Source organism: Streptomyces sp. NPDC051364, from assembly GCF_040682115.1.
Lineage (GTDB): Bacteria > Actinomycetota > Actinomycetes > Streptomycetales > Streptomycetaceae > Streptomyces.
Genome location: NZ_JBFBAH010000009.1, coordinates 293,696 through 308,769 on the forward strand (window position 1 = coordinate 293,696; position 15,074 = coordinate 308,769).

At 72.5% G+C, this 15,074-nt stretch carries 16 protein-coding genes and 1 pseudogene; 4 read left to right on the forward strand and 13 right to left on the reverse strand.

What is annotated here, in order from left to right; all coding sequences use genetic code 11:
* Positions 1 to 4: 4 nt before the first annotated feature.
* The 6 genes and pseudogenes from AB0M76_RS21625 to AB0M76_RS21650 all read right to left on the reverse strand — a co-directional run.
* Positions 5 to 1,546: pseudogene (locus AB0M76_RS21625) on the reverse strand (peptide-N4-asparagine amidase); the annotation flags it as partial.
* 294 nt (positions 1,547 to 1,840) lie between these two features.
* Positions 1,841 to 2,341 carry a ribonuclease E activity regulator RraA gene (gene rraA / locus AB0M76_RS21630; RefSeq protein ID WP_365954390.1) on the reverse strand — a complete coding sequence of 167 codons (501 nt, stop codon included), beginning with the start codon at positions 2,339 to 2,341 and terminating at the stop codon, positions 1,841 to 1,843.
* Between the two features lie 72 nt (positions 2,342 to 2,413).
* Positions 2,414 to 2,680 (reverse strand): GlsB/YeaQ/YmgE family stress response membrane protein, encoded by a 267-nt coding sequence (locus AB0M76_RS21635; RefSeq protein WP_266661109.1) that lies wholly within the window; start codon positions 2,678 to 2,680, stop codon positions 2,414 to 2,416.
* Positions 2,681 to 2,766: 86 nt separating this feature from the next.
* The gene (locus AB0M76_RS21640) at positions 2,767 to 3,084 is read right to left on the reverse strand and encodes a hypothetical protein (protein ID WP_365954391.1); all 318 of its coding nucleotides are present in this window, start codon (positions 3,082 to 3,084) and stop codon (positions 2,767 to 2,769) included.
* A gap of 5 nt (positions 3,085 to 3,089) precedes the next feature.
* Positions 3,090 to 3,989, reverse strand: a complete 900-nt coding sequence (locus AB0M76_RS21645) for a hypothetical protein (RefSeq protein ID WP_365954392.1) — start codon at positions 3,987 to 3,989, stop codon at positions 3,090 to 3,092.
* Positions 3,986 to 4,948: a phosphatase PAP2 family protein gene (locus tag AB0M76_RS21650; protein WP_365954393.1), complete on the reverse strand. Its 963-nt coding sequence runs from the start codon at positions 4,946 to 4,948 to the stop codon at positions 3,986 to 3,988. The genes AB0M76_RS21645 and AB0M76_RS21650 overlap by 4 nt, the downstream gene beginning before the upstream one ends.
* 232 nt (positions 4,949 to 5,180) lie before the next feature.
* Here AB0M76_RS21650 and AB0M76_RS21655 point away from each other — a divergent pair, with 232 nt between their 5' ends.
* A complete protein-coding gene (locus AB0M76_RS21655) occupies positions 5,181 to 5,813 on the forward strand; it encodes a TetR/AcrR family transcriptional regulator (RefSeq protein WP_365954394.1) in 633 nt (210 codons plus the stop codon).
* A gap of 189 nt (positions 5,814 to 6,002) precedes the next feature.
* Here AB0M76_RS21655 and AB0M76_RS21660 read toward each other — a convergent pair whose 3' ends face one another.
* On the reverse strand, positions 6,003 to 6,560 hold the full coding sequence (locus AB0M76_RS21660) for a TerD family protein (RefSeq protein WP_365954395.1): 558 nt from the start codon (positions 6,558 to 6,560) through the stop codon (positions 6,003 to 6,005).
* Positions 6,561 to 7,026: 466 nt separating this feature from the next.
* Here AB0M76_RS21660 and AB0M76_RS21665 point away from each other — a divergent pair, with 466 nt between their 5' ends.
* On the forward strand, positions 7,027 to 7,842 hold the full coding sequence (locus AB0M76_RS21665) for a glutamate ABC transporter substrate-binding protein (RefSeq protein WP_365954396.1): 816 nt from the start codon (positions 7,027 to 7,029) through the stop codon (positions 7,840 to 7,842).
* Here AB0M76_RS21665 and AB0M76_RS21670 read toward each other — a convergent pair.
* Both AB0M76_RS21670 and AB0M76_RS21675 read right to left on the reverse strand, forming a co-directional pair.
* Entirely contained in the window at positions 7,826 to 8,782 is a 957-nt protein-coding gene (locus AB0M76_RS21670; RefSeq protein ID WP_365954397.1) for a twin-arginine translocation signal domain-containing protein, read from the reverse strand. The two genes, AB0M76_RS21665 and AB0M76_RS21670, sit on opposite strands and share 17 nt — an antisense overlap.
* A gap of 167 nt (positions 8,783 to 8,949) precedes the next feature.
* The gene (locus AB0M76_RS21675) at positions 8,950 to 9,516 is read right to left on the reverse strand and encodes a DJ-1/PfpI family protein (RefSeq protein WP_365954398.1); all 567 of its coding nucleotides are present in this window, start codon (positions 9,514 to 9,516) and stop codon (positions 8,950 to 8,952) included.
* 254 nt (positions 9,517 to 9,770) lie between these two features.
* On the opposite strand from AB0M76_RS21675, the gene AB0M76_RS21680 reads away from it, so the two are divergent.
* Both AB0M76_RS21680 and AB0M76_RS21685 read left to right on the forward strand, forming a co-directional pair.
* Positions 9,771 to 10,604 carry an endonuclease gene (locus AB0M76_RS21680; RefSeq protein WP_365954399.1) on the forward strand — a complete coding sequence of 278 codons (834 nt, stop codon included), beginning with the start codon at positions 9,771 to 9,773 and terminating at the stop codon, positions 10,602 to 10,604.
* A 139-nt stretch (positions 10,605 to 10,743) separates the two neighbouring features.
* Positions 10,744 to 11,046, forward strand: coding sequence for a DUF3040 domain-containing protein (locus tag AB0M76_RS21685; protein ID WP_365954400.1), 303 nt, complete (start codon positions 10,744 to 10,746; stop codon positions 11,044 to 11,046).
* 20 nt (positions 11,047 to 11,066) lie between these two features.
* Here the strand turns inward: AB0M76_RS21685 and AB0M76_RS21690 are convergent, their stop codons facing one another.
* The 4 genes from AB0M76_RS21690 to AB0M76_RS21705 form a co-directional block, all read right to left on the reverse strand.
* Entirely contained in the window at positions 11,067 to 11,498 is a 432-nt protein-coding gene (locus AB0M76_RS21690; protein ID WP_365954401.1) for a GNAT family N-acetyltransferase, read from the reverse strand.
* Positions 11,499 to 11,557: 59 nt separating this feature from the next.
* Positions 11,558 to 13,219, reverse strand: a complete 1,662-nt coding sequence (locus AB0M76_RS21695; RefSeq protein ID WP_365954402.1) for a glycoside hydrolase family 20 protein — start codon at positions 13,217 to 13,219, stop codon at positions 11,558 to 11,560.
* A gap of 87 nt (positions 13,220 to 13,306) precedes the next feature.
* On the reverse strand, positions 13,307 to 13,744 hold the full coding sequence (locus AB0M76_RS21700) for a heme-binding protein (RefSeq protein ID WP_365954403.1): 438 nt from the start codon (positions 13,742 to 13,744) through the stop codon (positions 13,307 to 13,309).
* Positions 13,745 to 13,809: 65 nt separating this feature from the next.
* The gene (locus AB0M76_RS21705; RefSeq protein ID WP_365954404.1) at positions 13,810 to 15,027 is read right to left on the reverse strand and encodes an MFS transporter; all 1,218 of its coding nucleotides are present in this window, start codon (positions 15,025 to 15,027) and stop codon (positions 13,810 to 13,812) included.
* Between the last annotated feature and the right edge of the window lie 47 nt (positions 15,028 to 15,074).

Genomic DNA, 15,074 nt, shown 5'->3' on the forward strand with positions numbered 1-15,074 from the left:
GGTGTCAGCAGCGTCGGCGGTCCACCGTCACCGTGCCCTGGACGGTGACCAGCGTGCGGTCGTAGCAGCCGTGCCCGGCCTCCGGCCCGTACAGCTGGTAGCGCTCGGAGCTGGTGCCGACCGCGTGCCGCTGCTCGCGCGGGACGTTCGCCGTGTAGGAGGCGTCGCCCGTGTACCGGTCGTCGAGCCGGGTCCGGTCCACGGTCCGGCCGCCGCGCAGGGTGGTCGTCTCGGCGCGGTCGCCGAGTGCGATGACGGTGCGCAGCCGGTCGCCGGAGCCGAGGGTGGTCTCGCCGTCCATCGTGTACGTGCGTGTGGTGCGGACGGTGGTGGGCCCGCGGGTGACGCTCTCCTCGTCGGTCCAGGTGGCGGTCAGGGCGTCCTGGTTCTCGCCGTCCGTCCAGCGGTGCACGGAGGTGTTGTGGACGGCGCGGGTGACGGTGGTGGTGACCCGGCCGCGGGAGGTGTCGAGCCGGCCGGCGACGGTGAGGCGGTGGCCGCCCTCGGTGTCGAGGCGGTGCTGCGCACCGGGCGTACCGGGCGTGGCGGGCGTCCAGCGGGTGGAGTTGGCCGGCTCGCCCTCCTCGTGCCGGGTGAGGGAGCCGGTGACGACCGTACGGCCCTCGTCCTGCCACAGGAGGAGGTTCGTCGGGGTGCTCCAGCCGCTCTGCCCGGCCGGGACGCCGGCGACGGACACCTCGATCCGGTGCGGGCGGCCGTCGTTGAGGAGGGCGGCGTACGGGGTGAGGTCGTAGACGACCGGCTGGACGTCGAAGGCGCGGGGCGCGGGGGTCGCGTACCACAGGAACGGGTTGGACCAGCCGCCGGTCCACACGGTCGGGAAGGGGGCCGCGATGCCGGCGAGCTGCCCGTCGACGGAGATCCGGACCTCGCGGTACGGGCCGTCTGCGGCCTTGCAGGAGTACGGGGCGGCGTCGGGGGTGGTCATGTACCAGTACTCCTCACAGCCGCCGCCGGAGCCGGTGGCGTACACCTCGGCGAGGAGCCGCTCGGTGTTGCGCGGGGTGGTGACGGAGGGGGTGGTGAGCGGGAGGACGCGGTCGGGGGTGTCGGGGGCGGGCGTGTGCCGGTCGTGGTCGGCGGCGTAGAAGGTGAGGGTGACCTTGACGTCGATGACGCCGGTGTAGGTGTCGTTGACGACGTTGCCGATCAGCATCTCGACGGGCTGCGGCCGGCTGAGGGTGTCGCGGTAGCGGGTGACGTCCTTCTCGACGGACCAGGTGATGCCGTCGGGCGAGGGCTCGGGGGTGGAGGTGCGCAGGATTTCGACGCCGCCGAGGGAAAGGTGGCCGAGGCGGTCGTACTGGCGGCCCTTGACCTTGCCATCGAGGCGCAGGACGACTTTGGCCCAGGCCCCGCTGCCGCATGCGGCCGGGGGTGTGTAGTTCCCCAGGTAGGGCGTGTAGTCGCGGAACTGTGCCTCGGCGACGGTCACCTCGCAGGACCGGGTCGCGGGGCGGGCGACGGGCGGGGCGGCGGTGAGGGGGTCGTGCCAGTCGGTCCCGAACTCGGGGGGCGGCTCGGCGCCGGCGCCGGGCCGGGGCGCGGCCGATCCGGCCGCCTGGACCGCCGGGTCACCCGGGACCGCTTCGGTGGCGCGGTGGGCCCCGCCCGCGCGCGCGGTGGTGTCGGCCGCGGCCGCGGGTCCCGCGGCGGCGGCCAGGGTGCCCGCGGCGAGCGCGAGCGCGCCGAGCAGGCCCATGATCCTGTGTCGTCTCATGGCCCCGCAGTGAATCCCGCCCGACCGGGTGGACACCAGGGCTCCCGCCCCGCTCCTGGCCGAATCTCGCCCCTGGGTCCCGCGTACGGCGGCGCCGGCTTACGAGGTGCGGAGGATGACCGTGCCGTCGTCGTCCGCGTGGACCGTGTCCCCCGGGCGGAAGGTGACTTCGCCGATCGTGACCGGCTCGTCCACCGTGCCCGCGCCCGTCTTGCCGCTCTTGCGGGGGACCGTGCCCAGTGCCTTGATGCCGAGGTCGAGTCCTCCCAGGGCCACGCTGTCGCGGACCGCGCCGTTGATGATCAGGCCCGCCCAGCCGTTGTGCTGCGCCGCTCCGGCGATGAGGTCTCCGGTGAGGGCCGTGCGCAGGGATCCGCCGCCGTCCACGACGAGGACCGCGCCCTCGCCCGGGGAGTTGACCAGCTCGCGCAGCAGCGCGTTGTCCTCGTGGCAGGTGACGGTCCGCACCGGGCCCGCGAAGAGCCGGCGCCCGCCGAACTGGCGGAACGGCGTGGTGCAGATGGCCAGGCCCTCGCCGTGCTCGTCGTACAGATCGCTCGTGGGGACGGGCGTGATGGGGGTGTCGGGAGTGACGCTCATGTGACTCGGGGCTCCTCGCAGCTCGTACGTCGCGCCGTGCGCCCCCAGCCTAGGCAGTGCTCCCGGCGCCGCTCAGTCGCGGGAGTTGCCGAACAGGATCCGGTAGCCGATGAGCAGGACCAGCGAGCCCGCGATCGCGGAGCCCCAGGTGGCCGGGTCGTAGAACTCGTTGGCGATCGGCTTGTCCAGGAACTTCGCGGAGAGCCAGCCTCCGACGAAGGCTCCGGCGATGCCGATGAGGGTGGTCCCGATCAGGCCGCCGGGGTCACGGCCGGGCAGCAGGACCTTGGCTATGACGCCGGCCAGCAGTCCCAGGACGATCCAGCTGACGATCCCCATGTGTGTTCACTCCGCTTCGTCGTGCGTGCGTGTTCCGTGCGTGTTCGCGTTCACGGGGGAGGACGCGAACACCGGCGAAACGGTTCTCAGCTGCGGCGGGTCCGTACGAGCGCGACCCCGGCGACCGCCGCCGACGCCACCGCGGCGGCCGCGAGGCCGGTGCGCGGGCCCCGCCCGAGCACCGCCCGGGTCGACCGGAACGAGAGCACGGAGCGGTTCGACCGCGCGCAGAGCACGGATCCCGAGCTCAGCCAGGACCCCGCGGAGCCGATCGAGAGCGCGGAGCCGACGGACCCGATGGACAGCACGCTGCCGGCGGAGCCGATGGAGAGCACCGAGCCGGCCGAACCGATGGACAGCACCGAGTTCTTGGACCAGAGCGAGAGGAACGATCCGTCAGCCATACCCGTCATGCTGGCACACGCGTGATCGACACGGCGGCGGCCGAGGCCGATACGGGTGCAGGTGCGGGTGCGGGAACGGGCGCCGCGCTCGGGGCCGTCCGCGTCAGCAGCAGTACCCCGCGCGCCGCAGCGAGCGCGCCGGCCGTGGCGAGCAGGAGCCCCATTGCGCCGCCCTGGAGGCGTTCGCCGAGCAGGACCATGCCGATGGCGGCCGCGGCGAGGGGGTTGGCCAGGTTCACGACGGCCAGCGGCGCCCCGAGCCCGCCCCGGTAGGCCCGCTGCGACAGCAGCATCCCCCCGACCGCGAACACCACGACGAGCAGGGCCACGGAGACGACCCGCACGCTGAGCAGGGCCCCGCCGCGGCCGCCCGCGACGGCCACCGTCTGGGTCAGGGCGGAGGCCACGGCAGAGGCCAGCCCGGACGCCGTCGCGTGCCGCAGCCCCGAGCTCACGTCCCGGCGTGCGGTCAGCACCACGATCGCGAAGGCGGTCGCCCCGGACACGGCGAGCGCCTCGGCCAGGGTGAGGGTGTCGTCGGGGGCCGGTCCGGAGGCCGGGAGCAGCAGCAGACCGAGCCCGACGACGGTGGCCAGGGTGCCCCGCCATTCGGTGGCCGCGACCCGGCGGCCGGCTCCGCGGGCGCCGAGCGGGACGGCGGCGACGAGGGTGAGCGCGCCGAGCGGCTGGACCAGGGTGAGCGGGCCGTAGCGCAGGGCGGCCGCGTGCAGCAGCGCGGCGCCGGCGTTCAGCCCGGCCGACCACCACCAGGCCCCGTTCCCGAACAGGGCACCGGCGCTGCGCGCGACGGCGGCCCGGGCGAGCCGCTCCTGGGCCACGGCGGCGGAGGCGTAGGCCACGGCGGAGGCGAGGCAGAGTGCGACGGCGAGGACGGTGGCGTTCATCGGCCGACCCCCACGACCTCGGGACCGGCCCCCACGACCGCGGGACCCGCCGCAACGACCGCGGGACCAGCCGCCACGACCTCGGCCGAGGCCTCCTGGGCATGCCGGTCCGGCTGTGCTTCCTCGGCCTTCTTGGCCTCCTGTGCCGTCCCTGCCCCGGCCGTATCGGCCGCTCCCACGGCGTTCCGTGGGCGCGGCAGGTGCCGTACGACGGGCAGCGAGCCGGTACGCACCTGTGGGCGCGGGACGACCAGCAGCGCCCCGCCGAGCAGCACGGTGGCGACGATCGCGTCGAGCCAGTAGTGGTTGGCGGTGCCGACGACCACGAGCAGCGTCAGCAGCGGGTGCAGCAGCCACAGCACTCGCCAGCGGGACCGGGTGGCGGCGATCACGCCGAGCGCCAGCATCAGCGCCCACCCGAAGTGCAGCGAGGGCATCGCGGCGAACTGGTTGGCCATGGTGTCGGCGGCGGGCGCGGCCCGGTAGACGGAGGGCCCGTAGACCAGCCCGGTGTCCACCAGGTGCGCGGCGTCGAGCATCCGCGGCGGTGCGAGCGGGAAGGCGAGGTGCAGCGCGAGGGCGGCGCCGGTCAGGACGGCGAGTACGCGCCGGGCCCACAGGTAGTGGCCGGGTCTGCGCAGGTACAGCCAGATCAGGAAGACGGCGGTCGCCGGGAAGTGCACGGCCGCGTAGTACGTGTTCGCGGTGTGCACGAGGGCGTCCCCGTGGAGGAGCAGCCGCTGGATCGTGCCCTCGCCGGGCAGGTGCAGGGTGCGCTCGATGTCCCAGATCCGGCCGGCGTTGCGGAAGGCCTCGTCGGTACGGTCCGTGGAGAGCATCCGGCCCGCCTTGTAGACGGCGAACAGGCCCGCGACGAGCAACAGCTCACGTATGAGGCGTCGCCGCTGCCCGGTTCCCGGGCCGTCGGCCGGCCCGCCAGGTGTCGTGTGGGAGCTCATTCCCCCAACTCTCTCTTCCTGTACTCGCGCGCCGCTTGAACACGGATGGTGCGGATGGTCGCGCGCTGGGTGCGCCGGTGTACTGCGGCCGAAGCCGGCCGCGTGCACATCGACACGCCAGTGTATCGATACATTCGCGTATCGATACGCTGGTGTACCGATACGCTCGCGTTCCCGTACACTTTCCTTACGGAACCAACCGCCGCGGAGCCCCCGAGGAGAGCTGCTCACCATGACGTCGACGCCGCCCGCCGCGCGCCGCTCCAAGATCACCCCGGAGCGGGTGCAGGAGTTCTACGACGCCGTCCTGGACCAGCTGCGCGAGCACGGGTACGAGGCCCTGACCATGGAGGGCGTCGCCGCCCGGGCCTGCTGCGGGAAGTCGACGCTCTACCGGCAATGGAAGACCAAGCCCCAGCTGGTCGCGGCCGCCCTGCGCGCGAACCGGCAGGGCACGCTGGTCGCGGTCGACACGGGCACGCTCGCCGGCGACCTGCGCGAGGCGGCCCGGATCGCGGCCGGCAACTCGGGCCGCGACACCCGCCTCACCCAGGCCCTCGGACATGCCGTGCTCAGCGACGAGGAGCTGCAGGCGGCCCTGCGCGAGGCGCTGGTCGAGCCGGAGCTGGCCGCGTTCGACGCGATGGTGGCGCGGGCCGTGGCGCGCGGCGAGATCGCGGCGGACCACCCGGCCCTGGAGTTCCTGCCGGCCCAGCTCATGGGCGTGCTGCGGATCCGGCCGGTGCTGGAGGGGCGGTACGCCGACGCCGACTACCTGGTCCGGTTCGTCGACGGGGCCCTGTTGCCCGCCCTGGGCCTGGCCCCGATCCCCCTCCCGGACCGGAACCGGGCTCCGGCCCCCTGAACCGGTGGGCCGCCGTCACGATGACCTGACGGCGACCCGCCCGCGCTGCCTCGTGGGGACGGCGGCAGCGCGCCACCCGGACGGGGCGGTGGCCACTCACTCGAGGGAGTGACCACCGCCCGGTCTGTGCGGCCCCGCGCAGGGGCCCGCGCAGGGGCCCGCGTCAAGGCCTCGCGGCAACGCGTTGCATCAGGACCGCAGGGCGCCCATGACCCGGGCGAACTCCTCCGGATCGGCGTCGAAGCCCCGTACGGCGGCGTCCAGCGACCAGACCCCCGAGGCGTCGCGGTTGAACTCCGCGACCGTGGCCGCGGTGGCGGCCGGGACCCCTGCGAAATCGGTCACCGCGAGATCGGTGTAGCCCTCCCGGATCCGGACCCCCGTACCGCCTATGGCCGCGAAGGTCTTCGTACGGGCACCGCGCGGGCCGGTCTCCTGGATGACCACGCCCACCACCACCCGCCCCAGCGCGGGCGCCATCCGGTTCAGCTCGAGGGTCATGACCTCGTCGAACCCGAAGCCCTGACCGGTGTGGCTGTCGCGGTTCAGCGTGATGGTGCCGTCGGGGGAACGGCTGCCGAAGTGCACGAGGTGGACCGGCTCCCCGTGGGGGTCCGCGGCGCCGTACACCGCCGCGATGATGTCCAGGTCGTGGGCGGGTGTGCCCGAGGGGCTCGGATCCCACCGCAGGGCGATCTCCACCTTGGCCAGGCTCTTGCGTACTCCGCTCGCCGTCGACGTGCTCACCGAACTCCCCCTCCGCTTGCCGGGCGTTGCCCGGCCATGCTGTCATGCCGCGGCCCTGGCGGTCCGGACGAGCGTACGTTCCCGGCCAGTTGGGCCGGTTCGCTCAGCGCCGTCGACGCGGCCGTCCACGCGCAGGTCCCGATCGGCTCGGGAGATCACACACAGACCCTAAATCGACCACCTGTTCGAACAGACCTGCCGCCGGGCCGGTCACCCTCCGCGACCGATCAGCTCCGATCGCCGCATCGCGCCCGGCCCCGTTTATCCCGTTCGAAGTGCAATGCACCACAGAAACGCCGGTCACGCCGGATCGTTACCTCAAGCTTTGCTCAATTCCAGTGACAGAGCGCCCACCGTCTTCCTAGCTTCCTCGTACACGCGTCTTGACGCTTCTTACGAACCCGCGGTTCCACCCGCTGCCGGCGATCCCGCAGCGCGTCCCGCGTACCCGAGGAAAGAGTGCAGCATGAAGGTTCCCCAGGCCGGTGCTTTGGCCGCAGTGATCGGCCTCGCCCTGACCGCCACGGCGTGCGGCGGTGACAGCGGCCCCAAGGGGAACCTCTCCATCGGCATCAAGTTCGACCAGCCGGGCATCGGGCTGCGCGAGCCGGGCGGGACCTTCTCCGGTTTCGACGTGGACGTCTCGACGTACATCGCCAAGGAGCTGGGCTACAAGCCCGACCGGATCGAGTTCAAGAAGGTCGACAGCTCCGACCGCGAGCTGCTGCTCCAGTACAACGAGGTCAAGTTCGTCGCGGCCAGCTACTCGATCAACGACAAGCGCAAGGAGAAGGTCGACTTCGCCGGCCCCTACTTCCTCGCGCACCAGGACCTGCTGGTCCGTGCCGACGACGCCACGATCACCAAGGCCGAGGACCTCAACAACAAGAAGCTCTGCTCGGTCATCGGCTCCACCTCCGCGCAGAACGTCAAGGAGAAGCTGGCCCCCAAGGCGAGCCTCCTGGAGCTCGACGACTACTCGGAGTGCGTCATCGCGCTCCAGGACGGTCTCGTCGACGCCATGACCACGGACAACTCCATCCTGGCCGGGTACGCCGCGCAGAAGGCCAACACGGGCAAGTTCAAGCTGGTCGGGCTGACCCTGAGCAACGAGAACTACGGCATCGGTGTCAAGAAGGGCGACAAGGCGCTCCAGGGCAAGATCAACGCCGCCCTGAAGAAGATGGTCCAGGACGGGTCCTGGGAAGCGGCCGTGAAGAAGAACTTCGGCCCGGCCAACTACCGGAACGAGCCCGCCCCCGTGATCACGACGGGCAGCTGACGATCGTCGACGCGGTGGCCGGATTCGACCAGTCGGAGTCGAAGGCGGCGTTCACCACGTAGAGGCGTCCGCCGTGGACCGCCGCCGTCGTGGGCTCGTCGAAGCGCGGATCGGTGATCCGCTTGACGAACCGGCCCCGGCGGCCGTCCGCGCTGAGCGTGAACACGTCGACGGCGTAGTCCCAGTTGCGGACGACGTACAGCGTGCGGCCGTGCACCACGAGCCCGTCGCCGTTGGCCACCGATCCCCCGTCGAGCGGAACCTTGGCGGCGGCGCCGGTGCGCGGGTCGACGCGGAACAGTGCCTGCGCGTTGTCGTTGACCACCAGCAGCGCCCGGCCGTCCGGGGTCCGCTCGATGCCGTTGGAGCCCCAAACCTGGCCGCCGGGCGGGGTGGGGACCCAGTCACCGGTGAGCGCCACGGCTCGCGGGGCCTGGCCTGAGCCTGAGCCGGCGGGCAGGAAGTACAGCACGTCGTTGAAGGAGTCGGTGAACCAGGCTCCGCCGCAGCCGACGACGACGTCGTTGACGAAGGTGGTCCCGGTGGCCGCCTGGTGGGTGGCCAGCACCCGGCCGTCCCCGGCGTGCACGACGCGGATCCGGCCGTCCCCACCCCCCGCGACGAGCAGCCGGCCGTGCCCGTCGAGCTTGAGCCCGACCGACATCGCGCCCGGACCCTGCCCCCCGGTCAGGATCCGCCCGGCCCCGGTCGCGAGGTCCACGCGGTAGATCGCACCGTCGGTCAGCGACCCCGTGTACGCGAGCCCGCCCGGCGAGACGGCGATGCCCTCGGGCTGGAATCCGGGCGGGGTGGGAAGGGTGTCCGGCCGGGACGCGGTGGGCCGGGCCTGGGCGAGCGGTGCGAGCGGCCCCACGAGCGCGGCGCCGCCGAGGGCTGCGGCCGCGCCGAGGAAGCTGCGCCGGCCCAAGGGTCCAGTCACGGTGGTGTCCTTTCAACTGCCGCACCAAACTGCCGTGCGATCAGCACAAGTTGAACAACATCGGTTGACCCTGCCACCTCAGCACAGCACAGCCACCCCGTCAGCCCCGGGCCCGGACCTTTCACAAGGGAATGGGGAGCCTCCCCTTCACCACCCCGCTGCGCACGTCAGGCCAACGGCGCCTTGGCGCGGAGCACCTTCAGGAACTCCCGCATCCAGGCGGAGTGGTCGGGCCAGGCGCGCGCGGAGACCAGGGTGCCGTCGACCACGGCCTCGGAATCCTCGTACGCCGCCCCCGCGGCCTTCATGTCGAGTTCCAGCGCCGGGTACGCGGTCACCCGGCGGCCGTCCAGCCCGCCGCTCGCGGCCGTGATCAGCGGGCCGTGGCAGATCTGGGCGATGGGCTTGTCGGAGCCGGTGAAGGCGGCCAGGATCCGCCGTACCTCGGGATCGTTGCGCAAGTATTCCGGCGCCCGGCCGCCCGGGACGACCACGGCCGCGTACTCCTCGGGAACCACGTCGGCGAACGCCACGTCGGCGGGCCAGGTGTAGCCGGGCTTCTCGGTGTACGTGTCGAAGCCCTCCTCGAAGTCGTGCACCACGAAGCGCAGTTTCTTGACCGCCGGCGCCGCGATGTGCACCTCGTACCCCTCCTCGCGCAGGCGCTGGTACGGGTAGAGGACCTCGAGCGACTCCGCCGCGTCGCCGGTCACGATGAGGATCTTCGCTGTCATGGGCTGCTCCCGGTAGGGGTGTGCACGGTCCGCGCGGCCCCGGCCGGGGCCTCCGCCACCGTGCCCGCACCGGCGCGTCCTGCCAAGAGGTCCTCACCCGTTCGGCTCAGCGGCCGCCAGAGGCAGAATCCAGCCTTCCGACACATGGATTTTACCTGTAAGGCACATGACAATGTGAGCCTCTGCTCTGCCACCTGATGCCCCGCCAACTGCCATGGCGGGGGCGGTGCCTGCGAAGAGGTATCCCCCACACCATGAGAATCTCCCCACGCACCCCCTGGGTCGCCGGGCTCGCCGTAGCGGCCCTGGCCCTCATTCCGGCCACTGCGTCGGCCGGCCCGCAGCGGACGGCGGCTCCCCACGCCGACGCGGCTGCCACCACCGCCACCACCACCGCGACCTCGGTCGACTCGTACTACGCGGCCGCCGAGGGCAAGACCGGAGCCGCACTGAAGACCGCGCTCCACGACATCATCAAGACCCAGTCCAAGGTGACCTACGACGGCGTGTGGAACGCCCTGAAGGTGACCGACCAGGACCCGGCGAACCCGAACAACGTCATCCTCGTCTACTCGGGCCGCTCCCAGTCCAAGTCCACCAACGGCGGCGGGGCCAACGACTGGAACCGCGAGCACGTCTGGGCCAAGAGCCACGGCGACTTCGGCACCGCGACCGGCCCGGGCACCGACCTGCACCACCTGCGCCCCGAGGACGTCACGGTCAACAGCACGCGCGGCAACAAGGACTTCGACATGGGCGGCAGCCCGGTCTCGGAGGCCCCCGGCAGCTTCACCGATTCCGACTCCTTCGAGCCGCGCGACGCGGTCAAGGGCGATGTCGCACGCATGCTGCTCTACATGGCCGTCCGCTACGACGGCGGCGACGGCTTCGCGGACCTCGAGATGAACGACAAGGTCAACAACGGCACCGCCCCGCTCTTCGGCCGTATCAGCCTGCTGAAGCAGTGGAACCAGCAGGACCCGCCGGACGCCTTCGAGCAGCGCCGCAACCAGGTCATATTCGACACCTTCCAGCACAACCGGAACCCGTTCATCGACCACCCGGAGTGGGTCAACTCCATCTGGTGACCCCGCCCTGAACCCCGGCCCGGAGGCCGCCGCCCGGCCGGGTGGCGGCCTCCGAGGGTTGGGCCGCGCCACGTCGGGTATGCGCAGGCCAGAGGCTGCGGCGCGCGCCGCCCGGCGACGCCAGCCGATGGAGGTCGTCATGGACGGAGCCGGACTGTCCGACCGCGAGCGGCGCGCCCTCTCCGCGATCGAAGCCGACCTCAAAGGTGACCGCTCCCTCGTCCGGATCCTGCGCTCCGCGCACACACGCCTGCGTCACCGCACCCTGGCCGCCTGCCTTCTCGGTGCGGTGACGCTGGCCCTGCTGGTCGCGGCCTCGATCACCGTCTCACTACCGCTGATCTGGTGTTTCGCCGCGGCCTGGACCCTGACCGCGGTCTTGGCCCTGCCCTTGGTCGGCCAGTGGATCCGCCGCCGCTGGCAGCGCACAGGCCGCCCGTAGCGGCTCCTGTGCCCGGCGGCTCACTGCTCGCCGAAGACCATCCACTTCCCCGGCTGTGCCATGGACGCGAACCCCGCCTTGGCGTAGACGGCGTGGGCGTCCGCGGTGGCGAGCAGCACCCGGCGCAGACCGTACGGGGCCAGGTGGTCGCGGACCGCGGCGGCCAGGCCCGTACCCAGCCCCTTGCCCCGTACGGCGGGGTCGATGTAGACGTCGCGCAGCCAGGCGAAGGTGGCCCGGTCGGTGACGACGCGGGCGTAGCCGAGCTGGGCGCCCGAGGCGGTGTCGTAGACGCCGAAGTTCAGGGAGCCCGCGATGGCCTGGTCCTGCTTCTCCCTGCTCCGGCCGAGGGCCCAGTAGGCGTCTTGCGACAGCCAGCGGTGGATCAGCGCGGCGTCGAGTCGGGCGGGATCGGTGGACATCTCGTAGCCGTCCGGCAGCTCACTGTTCATCCCGGCATCCAACCAAGGCGTACGGCGGTCGGGCCAGCGAATATGGGCGGATGCACGGCTCACCCCGGCGGCTGGAGCCGGTCGGCGAGTGCCTTGAAGTCGGCCCAGGCCGGCTGCGGCGGGCGGGCGTCCCAGACCTTCTGGGACAGGGCCGCCAGGGGCAGCCGGATCCCCTCGGCGACCTGGGCCTGGGTCTGGGCGCCGGCCAGGTCGGACCACACGGCGAGCCGTGCGCCGAGTATCTGCGCCGCGTACCGGGCGGGCACCGGGGTCGTGCCGCGCAGCACGAGCGGGGTCCACTGCTCGTAGATCCGCTTACCGGTGGGGTAGGTGAACTGGTTCGGCTGGCCGAGCACGTAGTAGAGGTACTCGTCGTTCAGGTTGACCAGCTTGCGGCCCTCGCGCAGGTACTCCAGCGGCGGCCGGGCCCCGAGCTCCTTGCCCGTCCAGTACTCGACCTGGATGTCCTTGGCCGCCTGGACCACGCCTCCGGTGAAGAAGCCGTCGTTCCACGCCTTGGGCACCTTGCCCGCCGGACGCACCACGTCCGCACGGTCGTTCAGCCAGCCCTCGGCCAGGTCCTGGACCCGCGCCGAAGGCCCGTACCGCTGCTGCGCCGCCCGCGCGAGCTGCGGGAAGGAGGCCTGCGGGTTGCGGTAGACCAGTGCCTGGTACTCGTCGGCGCCCAGGTGCCAGAGTCCGCCGGGGAACAGCGGCAGGTATTCGCGGAGCAGTTCGTCGATCAGCTTGGCCGAGGCCGGGTCGGATATGTCCACGGCGCCCTTGACGGCTCTGCCTTGTACGTCCCGCAGTTGGAGGGCGGGGTGGGCGCGCAGCACGGCGCCGAGATGGCCGGGCGAGTCGAGCTCGGGCACGACCTTGATGTGGAGGCGGGCGGCGAGGGCGATGATCTGCCGGACCTCGGCCTTGGTGAGGTGGGGCGTGGAGACGATCTCGGGGTGGGTGTCGGACTGGATCCGGAAGGCCTGGTCGTCGGAGAAGTGCAGGCCGAGCTGGTTGAGCTTGAGGTCGGCCATCCGGCGCAGTTGGTCCTCGATCCAGCCCACGGTGAAGTTCTTGCGGGCTATGTCGAGGTTCAGGCCGCGCTGGGGCTTGGCCGGGCCGTCGCGCACGGTGCCCTCGGGGGCCGAACCGGCGGACTTCACCGCCTGTTTGAGGGTGCGGGTGCCGTAGAAGACCCCCGCCTCGTCCGGGCCGGTGACCCGGACCCGGCCGCCCTGGACGGTGAGCGTGTACGACTCGGGCGGTCCGGAGTTCTTGGCGCCGAGGGTGAGTTCCACGTCGCCGGGGCGCGCATCTGCGGTCTCGGCGAAGCCCATGTGCAGTTCACCGGCGAGCAGTTTGCCCTCGTCGGTGAGGGCGGCGGCGTTCCCCGGCGGTACGACGACCCGCGCAGCGGCGGCCGGTTTCCATCCGGGACCGCGGGCCGGTGTGTGCTCCCGCACGGCCGGGATGGTGCGCGGGGCGGTGGACAGGGCGTACGAGGGCGTCGGCGAGGGGGCGGGGGCCGAGGTGGCCGGCGCGGAGGTGGTGGCGGTGGCGGCGGAGCCCGTGGTGCTGGCGCCGCCGGGGCTGCGGGCCTCGTCGGAGGCGGCCGTGCAGCCGGGCACGGCAAGGGAGACCAGCGCGGCGACGGCTGCCGTCGCGATGACGTGGCCTCTCCTGAGCCGCCTGGACCGGACCTGCCTGGACTGTCGCATCATGCACCCCTGTCCCCCGTACCAACGTGGCACGGGGGACACGGGCGCGCGACCCGGGCGCGCGGCCCGGAAGCCGGGGCGGGGGCGTCAGACCAGCGCGTCGAGGGCGGCCGCGGCGAAGGCGTGGTCCTGGTCGGGGGCGCCGCCGCCCACACCGATGGCGCCGATGAGCCGGCCGTCACGGTGGACGGGCAGCCCACCCGCGATGAACAGCAGCGGCCGGTCGAGGGCGGTGGGCAGGGTGTGGAACAGCCCGCCCGGCTGGACGGCGTCGACGAGGTCGGCGGTCGGGGCGTCGAGCTGGAGGGCGGTGAAGGCCTTGCGGGTGCTGGTCTCGCCGGAGATCAGTACGGCGCGGTCGTCGCGGCGGAAGGCGAGCAGGTGGCCGCCGGCGTCGAGGACGGTGACGCTGACCGTGGCCCCGGCCTGCTCGGCGGCGCTGCGGGCGGCGGAGACGAGGAGTTCGGCGTCCTCGGTGGTCAGCGGGGCGACGGCGGTACGGGCGGGGGTGGTGGCGCTGGACATGCGGGGTGCTCCTGAATCGTGGTGCGATCGTACGAGTGGTACGCGTCGTAACGAGGTGTCGTGGATCAGTGGTGGGCGGGGAGGGGTACGGCGGCCGGGGCTCCGGCCGCGACGACCCGGCCGCCGCCCGGGCGGGAGGCCGTACGCCGCTCCAGCGCGCCGGAGACGAGGGCGAGGACCAGGGCGGAGGTGGCCAGGGCGGCGCCGACCCAGTTCGGGGCGGTCCAGCCGAGCCCGGCGGCGATGACGAGCCCGCCGAGCCAGGCGGCGAGCGCGTTGCCGAGGTTGAAGGCGCCGATGTTGACGGCGGAGGCCAGGGTGGGGGCGCCGGCGGCCTGGTCGAGGACCCGCTTCTGCAGCGGCGGCACGGTCGCGAAGCCCAGCGCACCGATCAGCACGATGGTGGCGGCGGCGCCGATCTTGGTGTGGGCGGTGAGGGTGAAGACGGCCAGGACGACGGCCAGGGCGCCCAGGGACACGTAGAGCATCGGCATCAGCGCGCGGTCGGCGAACCGGCCGCCGATGAGGTTGCCGGCGACCATGCCGAGGCCGAACAGGACGAGGAGCCAGGTCACGGAGGTGTCGGCGAAGCCGGCGACGTCGGTCATCATCGGCGAGATGTAGGTGATCGCGGCGAAGACGCCGCCGAAGCCGAGGACGGTCATCGCCATGGCGAGCAGCACCTGGACGTTGCGGAAGGCGGCCAGCTCGTGGCGGATCCGGACGTCCTCGGGCCGGGGCAGTTCGGGGACCAGCCTGGCGATGCCGAGCAGGCCGAGGACGCCGAGGGCGGCGACGATCAGGAAGGTGACGCGCCAGCCGAGGGTCTGGCCGACGAGGGTGCCGAGCGGGACGCCGACGACGTTGGCCACGGTCAGGCCGGTGAACATCATGGCGATCGCGCCGGCCTTCTTCTCGGGGGCGACGAGCCCTGCGGCGACCACCGAGCCGATGCCGAAGAAGGCGCCGTGGGCGAGGGAGGCGACGATGCGGCCGGCGAGCATGACGCCGAAGGCGGGGGCGAGCGCGGAGAGCACGTTGCCCGCGATGAACAGGCCCATGAGCAGCATCAGCATGCGCTTGCGGGGGATGCGGGTGCCGAGGACGGTCATGAGCGGGGCGCCGAGGACGACGCCGAGCGCGTATCCGGTGACCAGGAAGCCTGCGGTGGGGATCGAGACGCCGTAGCCGGCGGCGACCTCGGGGAGCAGGCCCATGATCACGAATTCGGTGGTGCCGATCCCGAAGGCCCCGATGGCCAGGGCGAGGAGTGCGAGAGGCATGAGGGGGTGCCCTTCAAGGGGGGAGGTGGTGGAGCGGTGGTGCGGTG